Annotated in this window: 18 protein-coding genes; 12 read left to right on the forward strand and 6 right to left on the reverse strand. The window is 74.3% G+C overall.

The window, feature by feature from the left end; genetic code table 11:
• The first annotated feature begins 111 nt into the window (after positions 1–111).
• The gene (locus ABIE39_RS10035) at positions 112–465 is read left to right on the forward strand and encodes a DUF3499 domain-containing protein (RefSeq protein ID WP_009863301.1); all 354 of its coding nucleotides are present in this window, start codon (positions 112–114) and stop codon (positions 463–465) included.
• A gap of 1 nt (position 466) precedes the next feature.
• Here ABIE39_RS10035 and ABIE39_RS10040 read toward each other — a convergent pair whose 3' ends face one another.
• Entirely contained in the window at positions 467–1,084 is a 618-nt protein-coding gene (locus tag ABIE39_RS10040) for a dTDP-4-dehydrorhamnose 3,5-epimerase family protein (protein WP_085387525.1), read from the reverse strand.
• Positions 1,085–1,122: 38 nt separating this feature from the next.
• On the opposite strand from ABIE39_RS10040, the gene rfbD reads away from it, so the two are divergent.
• Complete coding sequence (gene rfbD, locus ABIE39_RS10045; protein ID WP_209829617.1) at positions 1,123–2,022, forward strand: dTDP-4-dehydrorhamnose reductase; 900 nt, start codon at positions 1,123–1,125, stop codon at positions 2,020–2,022.
• On the opposite strand, the gene rfbA is transcribed toward rfbD, so the two are convergent.
• Positions 1,995–2,858, reverse strand: coding sequence for a glucose-1-phosphate thymidylyltransferase RfbA (gene rfbA, locus ABIE39_RS10050; protein WP_175009128.1), 864 nt, complete (start codon positions 2,856–2,858; stop codon positions 1,995–1,997). The two genes, rfbD and rfbA, sit on opposite strands and share 28 nt — an antisense overlap.
• Before the next feature lie 121 nt (positions 2,859–2,979).
• On the opposite strand from rfbA, the gene rfbB reads away from it, so the two are divergent.
• The 4 genes from rfbB (at position 2,980) to ABIE39_RS10070 (ending at position 7,019) form a co-directional block, all read left to right on the forward strand.
• Positions 2,980–3,975: a dTDP-glucose 4,6-dehydratase gene (gene rfbB, locus ABIE39_RS10055; RefSeq protein ID WP_175009129.1), complete on the forward strand. Its 996-nt coding sequence runs from the start codon at positions 2,980–2,982 to the stop codon at positions 3,973–3,975.
• A gap of 66 nt (positions 3,976–4,041) precedes the next feature.
• The gene (locus ABIE39_RS10060) at positions 4,042–5,484 is read left to right on the forward strand and encodes a phosphomannomutase/phosphoglucomutase (protein WP_209829558.1); all 1,443 of its coding nucleotides are present in this window, start codon (positions 4,042–4,044) and stop codon (positions 5,482–5,484) included.
• A gap of 61 nt (positions 5,485–5,545) precedes the next feature.
• Positions 5,546–6,724 carry a cell wall-binding repeat-containing protein gene (locus tag ABIE39_RS10065; RefSeq protein WP_175009131.1) on the forward strand — a complete coding sequence of 393 codons (1,179 nt, stop codon included), beginning with the start codon at positions 5,546–5,548 and terminating at the stop codon, positions 6,722–6,724.
• A 106-nt stretch (positions 6,725–6,830) separates the two neighbouring features.
• Positions 6,831–7,019 (forward strand): hypothetical protein, encoded by a 189-nt coding sequence (locus tag ABIE39_RS10070; RefSeq protein ID WP_175009132.1) that lies wholly within the window; start codon positions 6,831–6,833, stop codon positions 7,017–7,019.
• A gap of 168 nt (positions 7,020–7,187) precedes the next feature.
• Here ABIE39_RS10070 and ABIE39_RS10075 read toward each other — a convergent pair whose 3' ends face one another.
• The 3 genes from ABIE39_RS10075 to ABIE39_RS10085 all read right to left on the reverse strand — a co-directional run bounded on the left by ABIE39_RS10075 (position 7,188) and on the right by ABIE39_RS10085 (position 10,476).
• On the reverse strand, positions 7,188–8,123 hold the full coding sequence (locus tag ABIE39_RS10075; protein ID WP_175009133.1) for a glycine betaine ABC transporter substrate-binding protein: 936 nt from the start codon (positions 8,121–8,123) through the stop codon (positions 7,188–7,190).
• Positions 8,124–8,248: 125 nt separating this feature from the next.
• Positions 8,249–9,118, reverse strand: a complete 870-nt coding sequence (locus ABIE39_RS10080; RefSeq protein WP_061267508.1) for an ABC transporter permease — start codon at positions 9,116–9,118, stop codon at positions 8,249–8,251.
• A complete protein-coding gene (locus ABIE39_RS10085) occupies positions 9,115–10,476 on the reverse strand; it encodes a quaternary amine ABC transporter ATP-binding protein (protein ID WP_209829560.1) in 1,362 nt (453 codons plus the stop codon). The genes ABIE39_RS10080 and ABIE39_RS10085 overlap by 4 nt, the downstream gene beginning before the upstream one ends.
• Before the next feature lie 584 nt (positions 10,477–11,060).
• On the opposite strand from ABIE39_RS10085, the gene ahcY reads away from it, so the two are divergent.
• From ahcY to ABIE39_RS10110, 5 genes are all read left to right on the forward strand, one after another.
• Positions 11,061–12,614, forward strand: coding sequence for an adenosylhomocysteinase (ahcY, locus tag ABIE39_RS10090; protein ID WP_021483170.1), 1,554 nt, complete (start codon positions 11,061–11,063; stop codon positions 12,612–12,614).
• A gap of 40 nt (positions 12,615–12,654) precedes the next feature.
• Complete coding sequence (locus ABIE39_RS10095; protein ID WP_175009135.1) at positions 12,655–13,263, forward strand: hypothetical protein; 609 nt, start codon at positions 12,655–12,657, stop codon at positions 13,261–13,263.
• Between the two features lie 82 nt (positions 13,264–13,345).
• Positions 13,346–14,845: a sensor domain-containing protein gene (locus ABIE39_RS10100; protein ID WP_175009136.1), complete on the forward strand. Its 1,500-nt coding sequence runs from the start codon at positions 13,346–13,348 to the stop codon at positions 14,843–14,845.
• A gap of 115 nt (positions 14,846–14,960) precedes the next feature.
• Positions 14,961–15,620, forward strand: coding sequence for a response regulator transcription factor (locus ABIE39_RS10105; protein ID WP_354051594.1), 660 nt, complete (start codon positions 14,961–14,963; stop codon positions 15,618–15,620).
• A gap of 156 nt (positions 15,621–15,776) precedes the next feature.
• Positions 15,777–17,129 carry an acyltransferase family protein gene (locus ABIE39_RS10110; protein ID WP_354051596.1) on the forward strand — a complete coding sequence of 451 codons (1,353 nt, stop codon included), beginning with the start codon at positions 15,777–15,779 and terminating at the stop codon, positions 17,127–17,129.
• Here ABIE39_RS10110 and ABIE39_RS10115 read toward each other — a convergent pair.
• Positions 17,102–17,920 (reverse strand): RDD family protein, encoded by an 819-nt coding sequence (locus tag ABIE39_RS10115; RefSeq protein ID WP_074807620.1) that lies wholly within the window; start codon positions 17,918–17,920, stop codon positions 17,102–17,104. The genes ABIE39_RS10110 and ABIE39_RS10115 overlap by 28 nt on opposite strands.
• Before the next feature lie 86 nt (positions 17,921–18,006).
• Between ABIE39_RS10115 and ABIE39_RS10120 the strand changes: the two genes are divergently transcribed.
• Positions 18,007–18,996 (forward strand): stage II sporulation protein M, encoded by a 990-nt coding sequence (locus tag ABIE39_RS10120; RefSeq protein WP_085387529.1) that lies wholly within the window; start codon positions 18,007–18,009, stop codon positions 18,994–18,996.
• The last annotated feature ends 14 nt before the right edge of the window (positions 18,997–19,010 follow it).

Genomic DNA, 19,010 nt, shown 5'->3' on the forward strand with positions numbered 1-19,010 from the left:
GGGCTCGCCGGGCCCTCCCACGAACCCGGCCGGGACCAGCCACGGCCCGGCGCGGGGCGCGGACGGCGTGTGGCGTCTCCAGGACCGCTCGGGAAGGCGTAAGGTCAGGCCGTGAGATCCGTCAGGCAGTGCTCGCGCACGGCGTGCGTCCGTGCCGCCGTCGCGACCCTCACCTACGTCTACGCCGACTCCACGGCGGTCCTGGGCCCGCTCGCGCACCTCGCCGAGCCGCACAGCTACGACCTGTGTGCCGAGCACGCGGAGCGGCTCACCGCGCCGCGCGGCTGGGAGGTCGTGCGCCTGTCGCCGCAGTTCGTCGAGACCGGTCCCAGCGACGACGACCTCTCCGCGCTCGCCGACGCCGTCCGCGAGGCGGGCAAGGTCCGCACCGAGCCGGAGCCGCCGGACGTCACCGAGGTCGGACGCCGAGGGCACCTGCGGGTCCTGCGCGCCGAGGCCGACTGACCTACCCCTGCAGCGTCCGGACGAACGCGGCGACCTCGTCCGCGCGGGGGAGGGATCCCGCCGCGAGCGCCTCCCGCAGGGACGGCGCCGCCGCGTCCTTCGCGGAGAACGACGGCACGAGGGCGCGCCCGTCCGGACCGGTGGTCGGCCACTCGATGGCGAGCTCGGGGTCGGTCGGGTCGACGCCGTGCTCCCGCTCGGGGGCGTACCCGCTCGAGCACAGGTAGACGACGGTCGCGCCGTCCTCGAGCGCCATGAACGCGTGCCCCACGCCCTCGGGGAGGAACACGGCGCGGCGCTCGCGGGCGTCCAGCAGGACCGCGTCCCAGCGCCCGAAGGTGGGCGACCCGACGCGGAGGTCGACCACGACGTCGAGCACGGAACCCGTGACGCAGGTCACGTACTTCGCCTGCCCGGGCGGGACGTCGGCGTAGTGGATCCCGCGCACGACGCCGGCCCTCGACACGGAGGCGTTCGCCTGGGCGAGGTCGAGGTCGCGCCCGGTCGCCTCGCGCAGGGCCGCCGCGGTGAACCACTCGAGGAAGACGCCCCGGTCGTCGGCGTGCTGGCGCGGCAGCAGCTCCCACGCGCCGGGGACGGTGAGCTCGCGGACGTTCATGGTGCTCCTCGGTAGGGTGCCGTGCGGAGGTGGTCGTGGTGCGGTGGGCGGTGACAGGGGCCGGCGGGATGCTCGGGGCCGAGGTGGTGGCGCTGCTGCGCGCCGGCGGGGAGCCCGTGCGCGCGCTCGACCGCGCGGCGCTCGACGTCACGGACGGGGACGCCGTCGCGCGCGCGCTCGCCGGCGCGGACGTCGTGGTGAGCTGCGCGGCGTACACGGCCGTCGACGCCGCCGAGACGGACGAGGCGACGGCCTTCGCCGTCAACGCCGTCGGGGCCCAGCACGTCGCGCGCGCGGCGGCTCGCCACGGGGCCCGGCTCGTGCACGTGTCGACGGACTACGTCTTCGACGGCGGGCCCGCGGTCGTCGGGGTCCCGTACGCCGAGGACGCGCCGCTGGCGCCGCGGTCCGCGTACGGCCGGACGAAGGCCGCCGGGGAGTGGGCGGTGCGGACCGAGCACCCGGACGCTCTCGTGGTCCGCACGGCGTGGCTCTACGGCGCCCACGGCGTGTGCTTCCCGCGGACGATCGCGCGGGTGGCGCGCGAGCGCGGAGCGCTCGAGGTCGTCGACGACCAGGTGGGACAGCCGACGTGGGCGCGGGACCTCGCCGACCTCGTCGTGCGGCTGGTGCGGTCCGCGGCGCCGGGCGGCGTCTACCACGGCACCTCGCAGGGGCAGGCCTCCTGGTGGGACCTGGCCCGCGAGGTCGTCGCCGCGGCCGGGCTCGACCCGGCGATCGTCCGCCCCGTCCCCAGCGTCGCGTCCGCGCGCCCTGCGCCGCGGCCCGCGTGGTCCGTGCTCGGTCACGAGGCGCTGCGCCGGGCCGGCGTCGAGCCCGTCGGCGGCTGGCGCGAGCGCTGGGTCGTCGCGGCGGCCGACGTGCTCGCCGGAGCCTCGGCCCCGGGCGCTCACGCGTCGAGCAGCGACAGCAGGTAGCCGCCGTAGCGCGACCGCCCCAGCGCGGCCGCACGCTCGCGCAGACCGTCGTCGTCGAGGAACCCGCGGCGCCACGCGACCTCTTCGGGGGCCCCGATCTTCAGGCCCTGCCGGTTCTCGATCGTGCGGACGAAGTCGCTCGCGTCGAGGAGCGAGTCGACCGTCCCGGTGTCGAGCCAGGCGGTCCCGCGCGGCAGGACCTCGACCTGGAGCCGGCCCTCGCGCAGGTAGTGCAGGTTGACGTCCGTGATCTCGTACTCGCCGCGCGCCGAGGGCCGGAGCGAGCGGGCGACGTCGACGACGTCCGCCGAGTAGAAGTACAGGCCAGGCACCGCGTAGCTGCTGCGCGGGTGCGCGGGCTTCTCCTCGATGCTGAGGGCGCGTCCCGACCCGTCGAACTCGACCACGCCGTACGCCGTCGGGTCCGAGACGCGGTACGCGAAGACGGCGCCGCCGTCGATCTCGGCGAACCGCTGGAGCCGGTCGCCGAGGCCGGGCCCGTAGAAGATGTTGTCGCCGAGGACGAGCGCGGCGGAGTCCCCGTCGAGGAAGTCTGCGCCGAGCACGAACGCCTGGGCGAGCCCGTTCGGCTCCGCCTGCACCGCGTAGGAGATCGAGATGCCGAACTGCGAGCCGTCGCCGAGCAGGCGCGTGAACGCGTCGGCGTCGTGCGGCGTCGTGATGACGAGCACGTCCCGAACCCCGGCCAGCAGCAGCGTGGAGAGCGGGTAGTACACCATCGGCTTGTCGTAGACGGGCAGGAGCTGCTTGCTCACCCCGAGCGTGATCGGGTGCAGGCGCGTGCCCGCGCCCCCTGCCAGGACGATCCCCTTCATCCCGGCAGGCTCTCACGACAGCACCGTGCCGCGGCGGGTGAAATGCCGCCGCGGACCCCGGGGCCGGGGTTCTCCGTCGATAGACTCGCCGCGCCAGGAGGACGGATCGAGGAGGTCGGCTGTGCGGGTGCTCGTGACCGGCGGCGCCGGCTTCATCGGGGCGAACTTCGTGCATCGCACGGTCGAGACGCGGCCCGACGCCGCGGTGGTCGTGCTCGACGCCCTCACGTACGCGGGGGACGCACGGTCCCTCGACCCGGTGCGCGACCGTGTCGAGCTCGTCGAGGGCGACGTCGCGGACGCCGACCTGGTGGACCGGCTCGTCGGGGAGGCCGACCTCGTGGTCCACTTCGCCGCGGAGTCGCACAACGACAACTCCCTGCGGGACCCGTCCCCGTTCGTCCGGACCAACGTCCTCGGCACGTTCACCCTGCTGGAGGCCGTGCGCCGTCACGACGTGCGGCTGCACCACGTCTCGACGGACGAGGTGTACGGCGACCTCGACCTCGACGACGTCGCGCGCTTCACGGAGGCGACCCCGTACAACCCGTCGTCGCCCTACTCCTCGACGAAGGCGTCGAGCGACCTGCTGGTGCGGGCGTGGGTGCGCTCGTTCGGCGTGCGCGCGACGATCTCGAACTGCTCCAACAACTACGGGCCGTACCAGCACGTCGAGAAGTTCATCCCCCGCCAGATCACCAACCTGCTCGACGGCGGTCGTCCCAAGGTCTACGGCGCGGGGGCGAACGTGCGGGACTGGATCCACGTCGACGACCACAACGACGCGGTGTGGGCGATCGTCGAGCGGGGCGCCGTGGGCGAGACCTACCTCGTCGGGGCGGACGGCGAGCGGTCGAACCTGCAGGTCGTCCAGGACCTGCTCGAGATCTTCGGCCGCGACCGCGACGACTACGAGCTCGTCGCGGACCGTGCGGGGCACGACCTGCGCTACGCGATCGACGCCACGCGGCTGCGCACCGAGCTGGGGTGGGAGCCGGCCTTCACGTCGTTCGGCGACGGGCTCGCCCGGACGGTGGACTGGTACCGCGACCACGAGGCGTGGTGGCGCCCGGCGAAGGCGCGGACCGAGGAGCGGTACGCGGCGGCAGGGCAGTAGCCCGCGCCGTACCCCTCCGAGCAGCCCGCCGCCGCGCGCGGCGCACCCGCCGATAGGGTGGGTGGCGTGAGCACCGACCTCTCCCACCTCATCAAGGCGTACGACGTCCGTGGCACCGTCCCGGACCAGCTCAACCCGGAGGTGGCGCGGGCCGTCGGCGCGGCGTTCGCGCAGGCCGTGGTGCTGCCGGAGGCCCCGGCCGGCACGCGGGCCAGCGCCGTGCTCGGTCACGACATGCGCGACTCGGGCCCGGAGCTCGTCGACGCGTTCGCCGCGGGGCTCACGGCCGCGGGGGTGGACGTGACGCGCATCGGGCTGTGCTCGACCGACGGCCTCTACCACGCGTCCGGGGTCCTCGGCGTCCCCGGGGCGATGTTCACCGCGAGCCACAACCCCGCCGTCTACAACGGCATCAAGCTGTGCCGCGCGGGCGCGCGCCCGGTCGGCCAGGACACGGGCCTGATCGACGTGCGGACCCTGGCGGAGGGGTACCTGGACGGCGGCCTGCCGACCGCGGCCGAGGAGCCCGGCACCGTCACGGACCGCGACATGCTGGCCGAGTACGCGGCGTTCCTGCGCGGCCTCGTCGACCTGTCGGGCATCCGCCCGCTCAAGGTCGTCGTCGACGCCGGCAACGGGATGGGCGGGCACACCGTCCCGGCCGTGCTGGGCACGGGCGCGGGCCTGCCCGCCCTGCCGCTCGACGTCGTCCCGCTCTACTTCGAGCTCGACGGGACGTTCCCGAACCACGAGGCGAACCCGCTGGACCCCAAGAACCTCGTGGACCTGCAGGCGGCCGTGGTCGAGCACGGGGCCGACCTCGGGCTCGCGTTCGACGGCGACGCCGACCGCTGCTTCGTCGTGGACGAGCGCGGCGAGCCGGTCTCCCCGTCCGCCGTCACGGCGCTGGTCGGCCTGCGCGAGGTCGCGAAGGAGCTCGAGGCCGGGCGCACCCCCACGGTGATCCACAACCTCATCACCTCGCGCGCCGTCCCCGACTTCCTCGGCGCCGCCGGAGCGCGCACGGTCCGCACGCGTGTGGGCCACTCGTTCATCAAGGCGCAGATGGCGGAGCACGACGCAGTGTTCGGGGGCGAGCACAGCGCCCACTACTACTTCCGCGACTTCTTCTTCGCGGACACCGGGATGCTGGCGGCGATGCACGTCCTCGCCGCGCTCGGGTCGCAGCCGCACGCGCTGTCCGACCTCGCGGAGATGTACGAGCCCTACGTCGCGTCGGGGGAGATCAACTCGACCGTGGCGGACGTCCCGGCGGCCCGGGCGCGCGTCGTCGAGGCGTACGTGACGCAGCAGGGGGCCGGCCCCGTCGAGGTCGACGAGCTCGACGGCCTGACGGTCTCGCACTGGGGCTCCCACCCGCAGTGGTGGTTCAACCTGCGGGCGTCCAACACCGAGCCGCTCCTGCGGCTCAACGTCGAGGCCGCGGACGAGGACATCATGGAGAAGGTGCGCGACGACGTCCTGTCGCTCGTGCGCGAAACGCTTTAGGGGAACGTCTGCCCGACCGCTACTCTCAGCGCACCCTGTACAACCGCTGAGAGGACTTCTGATGGCAACAGCCCTGCGAGGAGCGGACTTCGGCCGCCGACCCCGTGCCCGTACGCGCCGCCTCACACGTGCGCTCCTCGCGTCGACGCTGGCGCTCGCGGTCGTCGCGGGCGCGAGCGCCACCGCCGGCGCGGAGACGGCGCCGCCGTCGGAGACGGCCCCGCTCGACGGCCTGGCCGGCGCGACGACGACGTTCCACGCGACGCTCTCGGCCCGCCTGACGCCCGAGCGTCGTGCCCTCCTCGAGGAGCGCACGGCGATGCTGTCCGCCGCCGGGACCGAGAGGATCGCAGGGAAGGACCGGTACGAGACCGCCGTCGGCGTGTCCTCCGTCTTCGACCCCGGCGTGCCCGTCGTCTACGTCGCGAGCGGAGCCGGCTTCGCCGACGCGCTGAGCGCTGCGCCCGCGGCCGCGGTCCAGGGTGGGCCGCTCCTCCTGGTGCAGCCGACCGGGGTCCCGGCCGTCGTCGCGACCGAGCTCCGGCGGCTGGCGCCGCAGCGCATCGTCGTCGTCGGCGGTCCGGGAGCAGTCTCCGACGGGGTCTACCGGCAGCTCGCCGGGTACACGAACGCGATCCGTCGGGACGCCGGGGCAAACCGCTACGCGACGTCCCGGCTGGTGAGCGAGCGCGCATTCGCCGGCCAGGCCGTCGAGGTCGCCTACGTAGCCACGGGGACCGACTTCCCCGACGCGCTCTCGGCCGGCGCGGTCGCCGGGGCCTATGGCGTCCCGGTCGTCCTGGTCAACGGCAGGGCGACGGCTGTCGACGCCCCGACAAAGCAGCTGTTCCAGGCCCTCGGCGTCGGTGCCGTCGGCATCGCCGGCGGTGAGGGCGCGGTGAGCGCAGCAGTCGAGGCCGACCTCCTCGACGAGCCCTACCTCAACGGGAACGTCGTGCGGTTCGCCGGCAAGAACCGCTACGAGACGTCGGTCGCGCTGAACCGCGACGTCTTCGAGTGGGCGAACGGTGCCCTCCTCGCGACGGGCGCCGGATACGCCGACGCTCTCGCCGGTGCCGCTGCGGCCGGGTACATCCCGGTGCCGCTCTGGGTGGTCCCGAGCACGTGCGTGCCCGCTGCGGTGCTGGGCGACGGTGCGGCACTCGGCGTGAGCACGTACGTCCTGCTCGGCGGACGCGGGGTCCTGGGCGACGGCGTCGCCAGCCTGCGGCAGTGCTGACGGTCGGGCACGCGTGAGCTCCGGCCCCCGTCGCGGACGGGGGCCGGACCGCTCGGGCCCGTAGACTCCTCACCGTGCTGTACCCGGACGACGGAGGAGAGCGAGCATGAGCCTGCAGATCGACCCCTGGGTGCGCGAGGCGCTGCGGTGCCCGGTGACGGGCGCCCGCCTCGTGGACGGGACGGGCCCGTCCGGGGAGCCGGAGCTGCACTCGACCGACCCGGAGCGACCGCTGGCCTATCCCGTGCGCGACGGCATCCCGGTCCTGCTGGAGGACGACGCGCGCGAGCTCTGAGGGCGCCACGCCCCGCTGCACGACCGAAGGCCGGCCCCCGCGAGGGAGCCGGCCTTCGGCGTCGGGCACCGAGGTGCCCGCACAGCTGCGGCGAACCGGGACCGCAGCCCGTCCGGGGCGGGCCCTGCAGATCTCGTCGGCAGGGCCCGTCGGCACGCGGGCGGGACGTCAGACGCCCGCGGCCTCCTTGAGGTCGTCGACGAACGTCGGGTTCTCCTCGAGCCACGCCTCGACCGCGGCCTGCTCGTCGGCGTACTCGTCGGAGTTGAACATCATGTTCTCGAGCGAGAACAGCTGCTCGTCGTCGAGGGAGAACGCGCCGAGCATCTTCGTCAGCGTCGGGTAGCGCTCCTCGAAGTCGGACGAGCCCCACATGTGGATCTTCTCCGCCTCGCCGAGCGCGCCCTCGGGGTCCTCGAGGTCGCGGACGGGGAACTCGTCGTAGGCCCAGTGCGGGCGCCACAGCGTGACCGCGATGTTCTCGCCGCTGTCGGTCGCGCCCTTGAGCTCGGCGAGCATCGCGGGGGTGGAGGAGATGGAGTAGTCCATGTCCTCGAGGCCGTAGGTGGGGATGACCTGGTCCTGGGTGATCTCGGTCAGGCCGGCGCCCGCCTCGATGCCCACGAGCTTGTTGCCGTACTCGTCGGACATGTCCGCGAGGTCCTCGAGGGACTGCGCGGGGGAGTCCTCGTTCACCGCGATGGTGAGCTTGGCGTCGTCGTACCAGTAGCCGAGGTCGGTGATCTCGCCGCCGTACTTCTTCTCGTACGACGCGTGCGTGTAGGGCAGCCAGACGTCGAGCGTGAGGTCGAAGTCCCCGCCGACGAGGCCGGTGTAGACGACGCCGACGTCGGCGGTCTGCGTCGACACGTCGTAGCCCTCGTCCTCGAGGATGGTGGTCCACAGGTGGGAGACGGCGATGCCCTCGTCCCAGCCGGACGGGATGCCGATGGAGACCGACGTCTCGTCCTCGCCGGTCGAGGAGGCGCCGTCGCCGGAGCCGCCCGAGCCGGAGTCGGACGCGCAGCCGGTGAGCGCGAGGCCGAGGACGGCGGTCGCGGCGACGGCGGCGGTGCGGGTGGTGCGCTTGCGTGCGGGGGTCATGCGTTCCTTCCGTGGGCCGGGAGGCCCGGTCGGGGTGCCCGACGGCGGGTGCGTGGGCAGGGTCCCGGCGCGCGGCCGGGGATGGTCGGTGACGTGCTCGGTGGCGAGCTCGGTGGTGCGGCCGGTCAGACGCGCGCTGCGGCGAGCGCGCGCGCCACGGGGGCGCGGTCGCCCAGCGCGGAGGTCACGCGGTCGAGGAACATCGCGAGGATGACGACGGCGAGGCCTGCCTCGAACCCGAGGGCCACGTCGACGCGCTGGAGCGCCGCGACGACGTCCTCGCCCAGGCCGCCGGCGCCGACCATGCCGGCGATGACGACCATGGAGAGCGAGAGCATGATGACCTGGTTGACGCCCGCCATGATCGTCGGCAGGGCGAGGGGGAGCTGGATCTGACGCAGGATGCGGCCGGGGGTCGAGCCGAACGCCTGGCCGGCCTCGACCACCTCCTTGTCGACCTGACGGATGCCGAGCTCGGTGAACCGGACGCCGGGCGCCATGGCGAAGACGATCGTCGCGATGATCCCGGGGACGGGCCCGGTGAGGAAGATGACGACGGTCGGGATGAGGTAGACGAACGCCGGCATCGTCTGCATGAAGTCGAGCACGGGGCGCACGACGGCGGAGACGCGGTCGTTGCGCGCGGCCCAGATGCCGAGCGGGATCGCGATCGCGATCGCGAGGACGGCGGACAGCAGGACGAGCGCGAGGGTGTCCATCGCGTTGTCCCACTGGTTCACGCCCGCGATGAGGACGAAGCCGACGAGCGTGCCGACCGCGAGCCGCCAGCCCTTGACGAAGAACGCCAGCGCGGCGAGTGCGATCGCGACGACCCAGAACGGCGGTCCGGACAGCACGGCGTCGAGCCCGTCGTAGACGCCGACGAGGACGTCCTTGATGAACCGGAAGAGCGGGCGGAACGTGGTGGTGACCCAGCCGACGAAGGCGTCGACCCACTCGCCGAGCGGGATGCGGGGGACGAGGGTGTCGTTCACGCGGCACCGCCTTCCGTCGGGGCGGCGGCGAGCGGGGCGGTGTCCTGCGCCGGCGCGTCCTGGACGACGGGCGTCTGCCCGAGGTCGATCTCGCCGGTCTTCGGCTGGTCGCCGGGGACCATGGCCTCGAGGAGCGTGACGCGGGGGACGACGCCGACGAGCCGGCCCTGCTCGTCCGTGACCGCGACCGGCAGCGGCGACTCCGCGGCGGGCGCGAAGACGTCGGCGAGCGGGGTGTCGGGGGAGACGGGCGCGACGCCCTGGCGCACCAGCCCGTCGAGGCTGTCCTGGCCCTTCTTCAGGGCCGCGACCGCGTCCTCGTCGCGCACGACGCCCTGCAGGCGGCGCTGCCGGTCGACGACGTACGCGGCCGACACCTGCGCCTCGCGCATGGTGCGGCTCGCCTGGCGGGGACCGCCGGAGAGCGGGACGACGACGGCGGGGCGGACCATGACGGACGACGCCGTGAGGACGCGCGTGCGGTCCACGTCGGCGACGAACTGGGCGACGTAGTCGTTCGCGGGGTCGGACAGGATCTGCTCGGCGGTGCCGATCTGCACGATCCGGCCGTCGCGCATGACGGCGATCCGGTCGCCGAGGTGCATCGCCTCGTTGAGGTCGTGCGTGATGAAGACGATCGTCTTGCCGAGCGTCTGCTGGAGCTCGAGGAGCTGCTCCTGCATCTCGCGCCGGATGAGCGGGTCGAGCGCGGAGAACGCCTCGTCCATGAGCAGGACGTCGGTGTCGGCGGCGAGCGCGCGGGCGAGCCCGACGCGCTGGCGCATGCCGCCGGAGAGCTGCGAGGGCAGGGAGTCCTCCCACCCGCCGAGCCCGACGAGGCCGAGCGCGGTGCGGGCCTTCTCGCGGCGCTCCGCCTTGCCGACGCCCTGGATCTCCAGGGGGTACGCGGCGTTGTCGAGCACCGTGCGGTGGGGCAGGAGCGCGAAGTGCTGGAAGACCATCGACACGTGCTTGCGGCGCAGCGCGCGCATCTGCTTGGCGTCGGCCTGGGCGAGGTCCGTGCCGCCGAGCAGCACGTGCCCGGACGTCGGCTTCCACAGCCCGTTGAGCATGCGGATGAGCGTCGACTTGCCGGAGCCCGAGAGGCCCATGACGACGAAGATCTCGCCCTGCTTCACGTCGAACGACGCGTCGATCACCGCGGCGGTGCCGAGCGGCTTGACGTCGTCGCGGCTCGCGCCCTGCTCGAGGCGGCGGATCGCCTCGACGGGGCGGCGCCCGAAGACCTTGTAGACGTCGCGGACCGAGAGCGCGGTCGCGCGGTCGTCGGTGCCGACGGGCGCGGCGCCGGAGTGCGCGGCCGGGTCGGTCGGCACGGGTGTGCTGAGAGCTGTCATGCGGTGGGTGTCGCCACCTTCCGGTCGTGGACCAGCGTCACGCCCCTCCGGAGCACCCGGGTGCGGGCGCTCGACGAGAGGGCACGGCAGGAGGCCCCGGGTGCGAGGACGTCCTCCCTGGGGTGGCGCGTCCGGCCGGTTGCCCCCGCAGGGGCCGGCGCACACAGGGCCTCACGCTGATCCGATGTCAATCGGTTCGCGCCCACCCTGCCTGATTCGAGGTTCAACTTCTACCCAGGACCCCCACGATGGGGGCGATTCCAGGACGATTCTTGACCGAACATCGTTGGAATGCTGCGGCCGAGGGCAGAACCGGGATCGTTATCCCTTCGTGATCTTGAGCTGGTCAAGCGTTCGTGTTACGCGCGCGCCCGGGCGCGCGCGCCGGACGAACGGTGGCGGCGAACGCCCGGACGGCCCGCGCCCCGGCCGGACGGCGTCGGCCTCGGTAGGCTGGTGCCGGGCGGGCCGCGGTCCCGTCCCGCGCGGACGGGAGCCCCCAGCGCAGCAACCGACCAGCCATCGACGCCACCCGCGGAGCCGGCACCACCGGCCCGCAGGCGCCGAGAACGCACAGGAGAACCATGTCCACCACAGCGCAGGCCCCGACCTCCGGCGCCACGCCCGGCTTCGACGAGATCCCCGGGCGGTACAAGGTCCGCGACCTGTCCCTGGCCGAGGCGGGCCGCCACCAGCTCCGCCTCGCCGAGCACGAGATGCCCGGCCTCATGGCGCTGCGCGCCGAGTACGGGGAGTCGCAGCCGCTCGCGGGCGCACGCATCGCCGGCTCCTTGCACATGACCGTGCAGACGGCCGTCCTCATCGAGACGCTCGTCGCGCTCGGCGCCCAGGTGCGCTGGGCGAGCTGCAACATCTTCTCGACGCAGGACGAGGCGGCGGCCGCCGTCGTCGTCGGGCCGCACGGGACGCCCGAGGATCCCCAGGGCGTCCCGGTGTTCGCGTGGAAGGGCGAGAGCCTCGAGGAGTACTGGGACTGCACGGAGCAGATCCTCGTGTGGCCGGGGGACGAGTCGCCCAACCTCATCCTCGACGACGGCGGCGACGCCACGATGCTCGTCCACCTCGGCCTGCAGTACGAGCGCGCCGGCGTCGTCCCCCCGGACACGCTCCCGGGCGAGCCGGACCACACCCACGAGATGAACGTCGTGCGCGGGGTGCTGCGCCGCGCGCTCGAGGCGGACCCGCTGCGCTGGACGACGATCGCGCAGGAGATCCAGGGAGTCACCGAGGAGACGACGACGGGCGTGCACCGCCTGTACCAGCTCGCCGAGTCGGGCGAGCTGCTCTTCCCGGCGATCAACGTCAACGACTCGGTCACCAAGTCGAAGTTCGACAACAAGTACGGCATCCGGCACTCGCTGCCCGACGGCATCAACCGCGCGACCGACGTCCTCATGGGCGGCAAGGTCGCGTTCGTCGCGGGCTACGGCGACGTGGGCAAGGGCGCGGCCGAGGCGTTCCGCGGCCAGGGCGCGCGTGTCATCGTGTCCGAGGTCGACCCGATCTGCGCGCTCCAGGCCGCGATGGACGGCTACCAGGTCGCCCGGATCGAGGACGTGCTCGGCGAGGCCGACTTCTTCATCACGACCACGGGCAACAAGGACGTCATCCGCGCCGAGCACCTCGTCGCGATGAAGGACAAGGCCGTCGTCGGCAACATCGGCCACTTCGACAACGAGATCGACATGGCCGGTCTCGCCGAGGTGCCCGGGGTGTCGCGGACCGAGATCAAGCCCCAGGTCCACGAGTGGACGTTCGCGGAGCCGGGCCCTGACGGGCAGCCCGCGGGCCGCTCGGTCGTCGTGCTGTCCGAGGGCCGCCTGCTCAACCTCGGGAACGCGACGGGCCACCCGTCGTTCGTCATGAGCAACTCGTTCTCGAACCAGGTGATCGGCCAGATCGAGCTCTACCAGGACGCGACGGCCGCCGCGCGCGAAGGGCGCGAGCGCGCCTACGCGCGCCAGGTCTACCGTCTGCCCAAGGTGCTCGACGAGAAGGTCGCGCGCCTGCACCTCGACGCGCTCGGCGTCCGGCTCACCGAGCTCTCGCCGTCCCAGGCGGACTACCTGGGCGTCCCCGTCGAGGGGCCGTACAAGCCGGAGCACTACCGCTACTGAGCCCTTCCCCGAGTCGTCCGGCACGCGCCGAGGAGGTCGCATGGACCCGTCGTCCGACGAGCGCACGCCGGTCGTGCCCTCGCCCCCCGCGGGCGAGGGCACGGCGGGGCCGGTCGACGAGGTGCGCGACGAGCCGCCGCCGGGTCGGGTACGGCCGCTGTGGCACCGGGTGGGCGACCGGTGGGAGCGCGAGCCCCCGCACGACCTGCTGTACGGCGCGATCGTCGCGGGCTTCGTCATGGCGGTCTCGAGCGTGCACGCCCCGACGGGCGACCGCGTCGTGCTCGCGACGTCCCTCGTGGCGGTGGGCTACTGGCTCGCGCACTGCTACGTGGACGCGGTGAGCGGGCGCTTCCACGACACCGGGCACTCGCTGTGGGGCCGCACCGTGGTCGCGCTGCGGTCGAACGTCGGGGTGCTGCTGGGGGCGGTCCCCGGGGTCGTCGTGTACCTCGTGGCGCTCGCGGTCGGGCTCGGCGTCGAGGAGTCCGCCCTGGTGGCGGTGTGGTTCACCGTGCTCCTCCTCGGCGTCGTGGGGTTCCTCGCCGCGTTTCGTGCCGGGGCGCGCGGCGGCCGGCTGGTCGGGGAGACGCTCCTCGCCGCGGCGTTCGGCGGCGTGGTCATCGCGGTCAAGTACCTGCTGCACTGACGGCGCCCACGGGGGTTGTCCCCACCTCGGCGCGGCGGACGCCACCCTGTCGCCGCCACGCGCGCGCGCCCAGACTGGCACCATGACTGCCGTGACCCCTGACCAGCCGAGCGTCGTGCCCGCGGGCGAGCCCTCGCCCGACGCGGTCGTGCCGACGCCGCACCCTGCCGCCGCGCCGTCGTCGCCCGCGGCGGCGGGTACGCCCGGGATCCCGGGCGCGTTCGCGGGCTCGCAGCCCGACCCGCGGTACGTGGACCACCGCGAGCAGGTCGGCTTCGCTCGCGCGCCGTTCGCGGGGCGCACGTGGCGCGAGTACGGCTACCTCTCGCTCGCGCTCCTGCTCGCGCCCTTCGCGTTCTCCTACGGGCTGTTCTCCGTGGTCTTCCTCGTCGCGATGATCGTGCCCGTCCTGGGTCTCGTCGTCGCGGGGTGGGTCGTGGTCGGCGGGCGCGGCTGGGGCTCGATGTACCGGTCGCTCGCGCGGTCCCTCCTCGGGGTCGACGTCGCCGCCCCTGCCCCGTACACGCGCCGCCGCGGCTTCTGGAGCACGCTGTGGAGCGGGATCGGCGACGGTACCGGGTGGCGGGCCGTGCTGTTCCTCGTCGTGACGTTCCCGCTCGCCATCCTGTCCTTCGTCGTGAGCACGGTCTTCCTCGCCGTCGGGCTCGGCGGCATGACGCACTGGATCTGGTCGCGGTGGCTCCCGCTGCAGCAGGCCGCCGACGGGTCGTGGCACCGCGGCGCGCAGTTCGGGGTCGACTGGTACGTCGACACCCCGGCGCGCCAGCTCGGCCTCGTGCTCGTCGGAGCGCTCTTCCTGTGGGTCTGGCCGCACGTCACGCGCGCGTTCGCGCACCTCTTCCGCGTGCTCACCGTCGCGCTGCTCGGTCCCACGCTGTCCAGCCTGCGCGTCGCCGACCTCGAGGAGTCGCGCGGCCGCACGGTCGAGGACGCCGACGCGAAGCTGCGTCGCATCGAGCGCGACCTGCACGACGGCACCCAGGCGCGTCTCGTCGCGGTCGCGATGCAGCTCGGCGAGGCCAAGGAGCAGCTCGCGGCGGGTGGCGACGCGGGCGACGCGCTCGAGCTCGTCGACCTCGCGCACTCGTCGACCAAGGAGGCGCTCGTCGAGCTGCGCGAGCTCGCGCGCGGCATCCACCCGCCCGCGCTCGACAACGGCCTCGCCGTCGCGCTCGAGACCCTCGCGGCGCGCTCGCCCCTGCCGGTGACGGTCGACGTCGACCCGGCCGTCGAGGCGTCCGGCCGGCTCGCTCCCGCGGTCGAGTCCATCGCGTACTTCTGCGTCGCCGAGCTCGTCACCAACGCCGTCAAGCACGCGCGCGCGACCGGGGTGTACGTGCTCGTGGAGCGCCAGGGCAGCGGCCGCGGGGCGCGCCTGCGCCTGCGGGTGCGCGACGACGGCCAGGGCGGCGCGCGCGTCGTGCAGCCGGGCTCGGACGGGCACCGCTCCGGGCTCGCGGGACTCGCCGAGCGCGTGCGCTCCGTGGACGGCTCGTTCGAGCTCACGAGCCCCGTGGGCGGCCCGACGGTCGTCACGGTCCTCCTGCCCGTCCGGGTCTGACGTGCTGCGCACGGACGGGACGGTCCTGCCCGGGCGGCGGGGCGGCGTCGGGCAGGATGTCCTCGGGGCACCACGCCCGCCCGGGCCGCCCGGCCCGTCCGACCGGAAGGACACCATGCGGCTCGTCATCGCCGAGGACTCCGCCATCCTGCGCGACGGTCTCGTCGCGCTCGTCATCCGCCGCGGTCACGAGGTCGCGGCGGCGGTCGCGGACGGCGACGAGCTCGTCGCGCAGGTCGCGCGGCTCGCGGCGCAGGACGCGCTGCCGGACGTCGCCGTCGTCGACATCCGCATGCCCCCGACGTTCACCGACGAGGGGCTGCGCGCGGCGCTCGCGCTGCGCGCGGCGCACCCCGACCTCGGGGTGCTGCTGTTCTCCCAGTACGTCGAGACGCGGTTCGCGAGCGAGCTGCTCACGGGCGGGGCGCGCGGCGTCGGCTACCTCCTCAAGGACCGCGTCGCGGACGTCGGGGAGTTCGTCGACGCGCTCACGCGCATCGCCGCGGGCCAGACCGTCCTCGACCCGGAGGTCGTGAGCCAGCTCATGGGGGCGTCGCGTTCCGACGACGGTCTCGCGCGCCTCACGCCGCGCGAGACCGAGGTGCTCGAGCTCATGGCGCAGGGCCGGTCGAACTCCGCCATCGCGGAGGCCCTGTTCCTCTCCTACGGCGCGGTCGAGAAGAACGTCACCTCGATCTTCGGCAAGCTCGGGCTGCCGCAGGACGCCGGGGACCACCGCCGCGTCCTCGCGGTGCTGCGCTACCTCAAGGTCTGAGCGGCTCACGGTCTGAGCGGCGGGGGACAACCCCCCGGAACCTCGGTGGACGACCGCGACGCGGTCGGGGGACCGTCCCGTACCGGGACGAACAGGATGTTTCGAGACTGGTGAGCACCGGGAGACCTCCCGGGCCCGCCGACCGAGGAGCATCCCGTGGCCGTCCTGTCGCCACCCCCCGCCCGACCCCGCGCGTCGTCGCCCGTCCGCCCGGCTCCGCCCCGGCTCCGGGACACCGCCCCGCCGGCACCGCGCCGGGACCGGCCCGGTACGGCGGCCGCGGCCGGCGACGGACCCCGCCGCCCGTCGCGCGACGTCTTCGTCGACGCGGTGCGCGCCGTCGCGACCCTCAGCGTCCTCACGGTGCACTGGCTCATGGCGGACGCGACGTGGGACGGCGAGCAGCTCCGGATCGGGAACGCGCTCGCGCACGGCGGAGGGTGGGTCGTGACGTGGGTGCTCCAGGTGCTCGCCCTGCTGTTCTTCGCGGCGGGCGCGTCGGCGGCGTACGGGCTGCGGCGGGCCGACGACCGCACCGGGACCGTGGCCCGGGGCCGGGTCGTGACCCGTCCGAGCGCGGTCGCCGACCTGGCCGACGGCGTCCGCCTCGCCGGCGCCCGGCTACCCCGCCTGCTGCGTCCGGTGGCCGTCTTCGTCGGGGCGTGGGTGGTGGCCGTCGGCGTCCTGCTGGCCGTCGGGCTCCCGGCCGACGCCGTCCGCTCGCTCGCGACGCTCGCGCCGCAGCTCCTGTGGTTCCTCGCGGTCTACCTCGGCCTCGTCGTGCTCACGCCGCTCCTGCGCCGCGCGCTGCACGCCGCCGGCTGGTGGGCCGTCGCCGGGCTCGCCGCCGCCCCGCTCGCGGTCGAGGCGCTGCGCTTCGGCGCAGGCTTCGAGCGGCTCGCGCTCGTGAACGTGGTGCTCGTGTGGGCCGTGCCGTACGCCGTCGGTCTCCTCTACGCCGACGCCCGCTCCGGCCTGCGGGTCGCGCGCCGGGGCCGCCTCGTCCCCGTCGCCGTCGTGCCGCGCCCCGGGGTGCTCGTGGCCGTCGGGCTCGCCGCGGCTGCCCTCGCCGCCCTGCTCGTGGCCGTCGGGCCCTACCCGGTCTCGCTCATCGGCATGCCGGGCGACACGATGTCCAACCTCGGGCCGCCGACCGCGCCCGTCGTGCTGCACGCCGTCGCGCTCGTCGCGCTCGCGCTCGCCGCGCGGGGACCGCTCGTGCGCTGGGCCGACGGCCGGGGACGGTCCGTCGTCCGCGGTCTCGCACGGCGCTCGATGACCGTGTACCTGTGGCACCTCACCGCGATGGTGGTCGTGGTCGGGGTCGTCCTCGTGGTGCTCGGCCAGGAGCTCCCGGCCGTGGGCGGCGCGGACTGGTGGGCGAGCCGACCCGTCTGGTTCGGCGCGTTCGCCCTCGTGCTCGTCGGGATCGCACGCGTCGTCGGGCGGTTCGAGGACGCCCCGAGGAGGCGCCCCACGCGTCAGCGCGTCGGGTCGGGCACCGAGTAGGGGAGCCGGTGGAGCAGCTCGGCCTGCTCGCGCGCGGCGGCCTGCGCGCGCTGGGCCGTCGCGCGGTCCCGGTCGCGGCGCTCGGTGAGCACGGCGAGCAGGAACGTCTCGGGGTGGGTGCCGGGCGGCGGGCCGGGCGCGACGTACCGCTCGACCTGCCCCGCGAGCTCCTGGCCGAGCCGCGCGCGCGACGCCGGGTGCAGGCGGGCGGCGCGCCCGAGGAACTGCCGGGCGGCCAGCGCGAGGCCGTCCGGGAGGCGCCGCATGTCCGCGTGCGCGGCCCACGCGGCGAGGTAGGGCGGCATCGCGAGGGGGGCGAGCGTCGGTCGCCCGCCCCGCACCCGGATCGCGTACGTGCCCGCGGCCATGTCGCCGAGCCGCTTGCCCTTGTCGTTCGTCAGCGACGCGACCAGCGCGACCGAGCCGAACGTCAGCCAGATCTCCCCGACCCCGACGAGCGCCCGCAGGAACGCGTGCCGGAACCGGACCGGGCCGCCGTCGTCGCGCACGACCCGGATGCCGAGCGCGAGCTTGCCGAGCGAGCGGCCGCGCGAGAGCGTCTCGACTGTGGTCGGGATGACGACCATGACGAGGACCGAGAAGGCGATGAGGATCGCGGTGACCATGTCGAGCTCGAGCGACCCCAACGAGGCGCCGAGCACGAAGAGCGTCGCGACGAAGAACACGAGCACGACGAGGAGGTCGAGCGCGAGCGCCAGCCCGCGCGTCGCGAACGACGCCGGTCGCGCGTCCAGGACCACGCCCTCGCCGATCACGATGCCTTCGCGCACGCCCGCTCCCGTCCTCGCCGTCGCGGGTCCTGCCCGCCCGTCGGTCGGCGCACCGGTGGCACGCCCCGTGTGGCAGGGTATCGGTCGTGGACCTCGACGCCTTCACCGACGTGCACGGCGCGGAGTGGGACCGCCTCGACGCGCTCGTCCGCCGCCGCACGCTCGACGGCGCGGAGGCCGACGAGCTCGTCCGGCTCTACCAGTCCGTCGCCACGCACCTGTCGACCGTGCGCTCCGTCGCGCCGGACCCGGTGCTCATCTCGCGCCTGTCCGTGCTCCTCGGGCGCGCCCGCACGCGCATCGCGGGGGCGCACGAGCCTGCGTGGCGGGACGTCGTGCGGTTCCTCACCGTGTCCCTCCCGGCGGCGCTCTACCGGATCCGGTGGTGGTCGGTCGGCGTGACCGCGGCCTTCCTCCTCGTCGCGGTCGTCGCGGGCGTCTGGGTCGCGACGACGCCCGAGGGCCTCGCGTCCATGGGCCCGCCCAGCGTCCAGGAGGACTACGTGAACGACGCGTTCGCGTCCTACTACGACCCGGGCGTCGACTTCGCCGCCGTCGTGTGGACGAACAACGCGCGGATCGCGGCGTTCTGCGTGGGCCTGGGGATCACGGGCGTCTTCCCCGTGTGGGTGCTGTTCCAGAACGCGGTCGGCGTCGGCTCGATCGGCGGCATGATGGCCGCGCACGGCGAGCTCCCGCTCTTCCTCCAGCTCATCGCGCCCCACGGGCTGCTCGAGCTCATGTCGATCTTCGTCGCCGGCGCCGCCGGGCTGCGGATCTTCTGGGCGTGGATCGACCCCGGCCCGCTGCCGCGCTCGCGCGCCCTCGCGCAGGAGGGCCGGGCGCTCGTCACCGTCGCGATCGGCCTCGCGATCGCGCTCGCGGTCTCCGGCGTCATCGAGGGGTTCGTCACCGGGTCGGACCTGCCGTGGTGGCTCAAGATCGCGATCGGGGCCGTCGCGCTCGCGGCGTTCTGGGTCTACACGATCGTGCTCGGCCGCCGCGCGGTCCGGGCCGGGGAGACGGGCGACCTCACGGCCGACCACGCGGGCGACGCGGCCCCCGTCGCGGCCTGACCCACGACGCCGGA

Origin of the sequence: Cellulosimicrobium sp. 4261 (assembly GCF_040546915.1) — a bacterium.
Lineage (GTDB): Bacteria > Actinomycetota > Actinomycetes > Actinomycetales > Cellulomonadaceae > Cellulosimicrobium > Cellulosimicrobium cinnabarinum.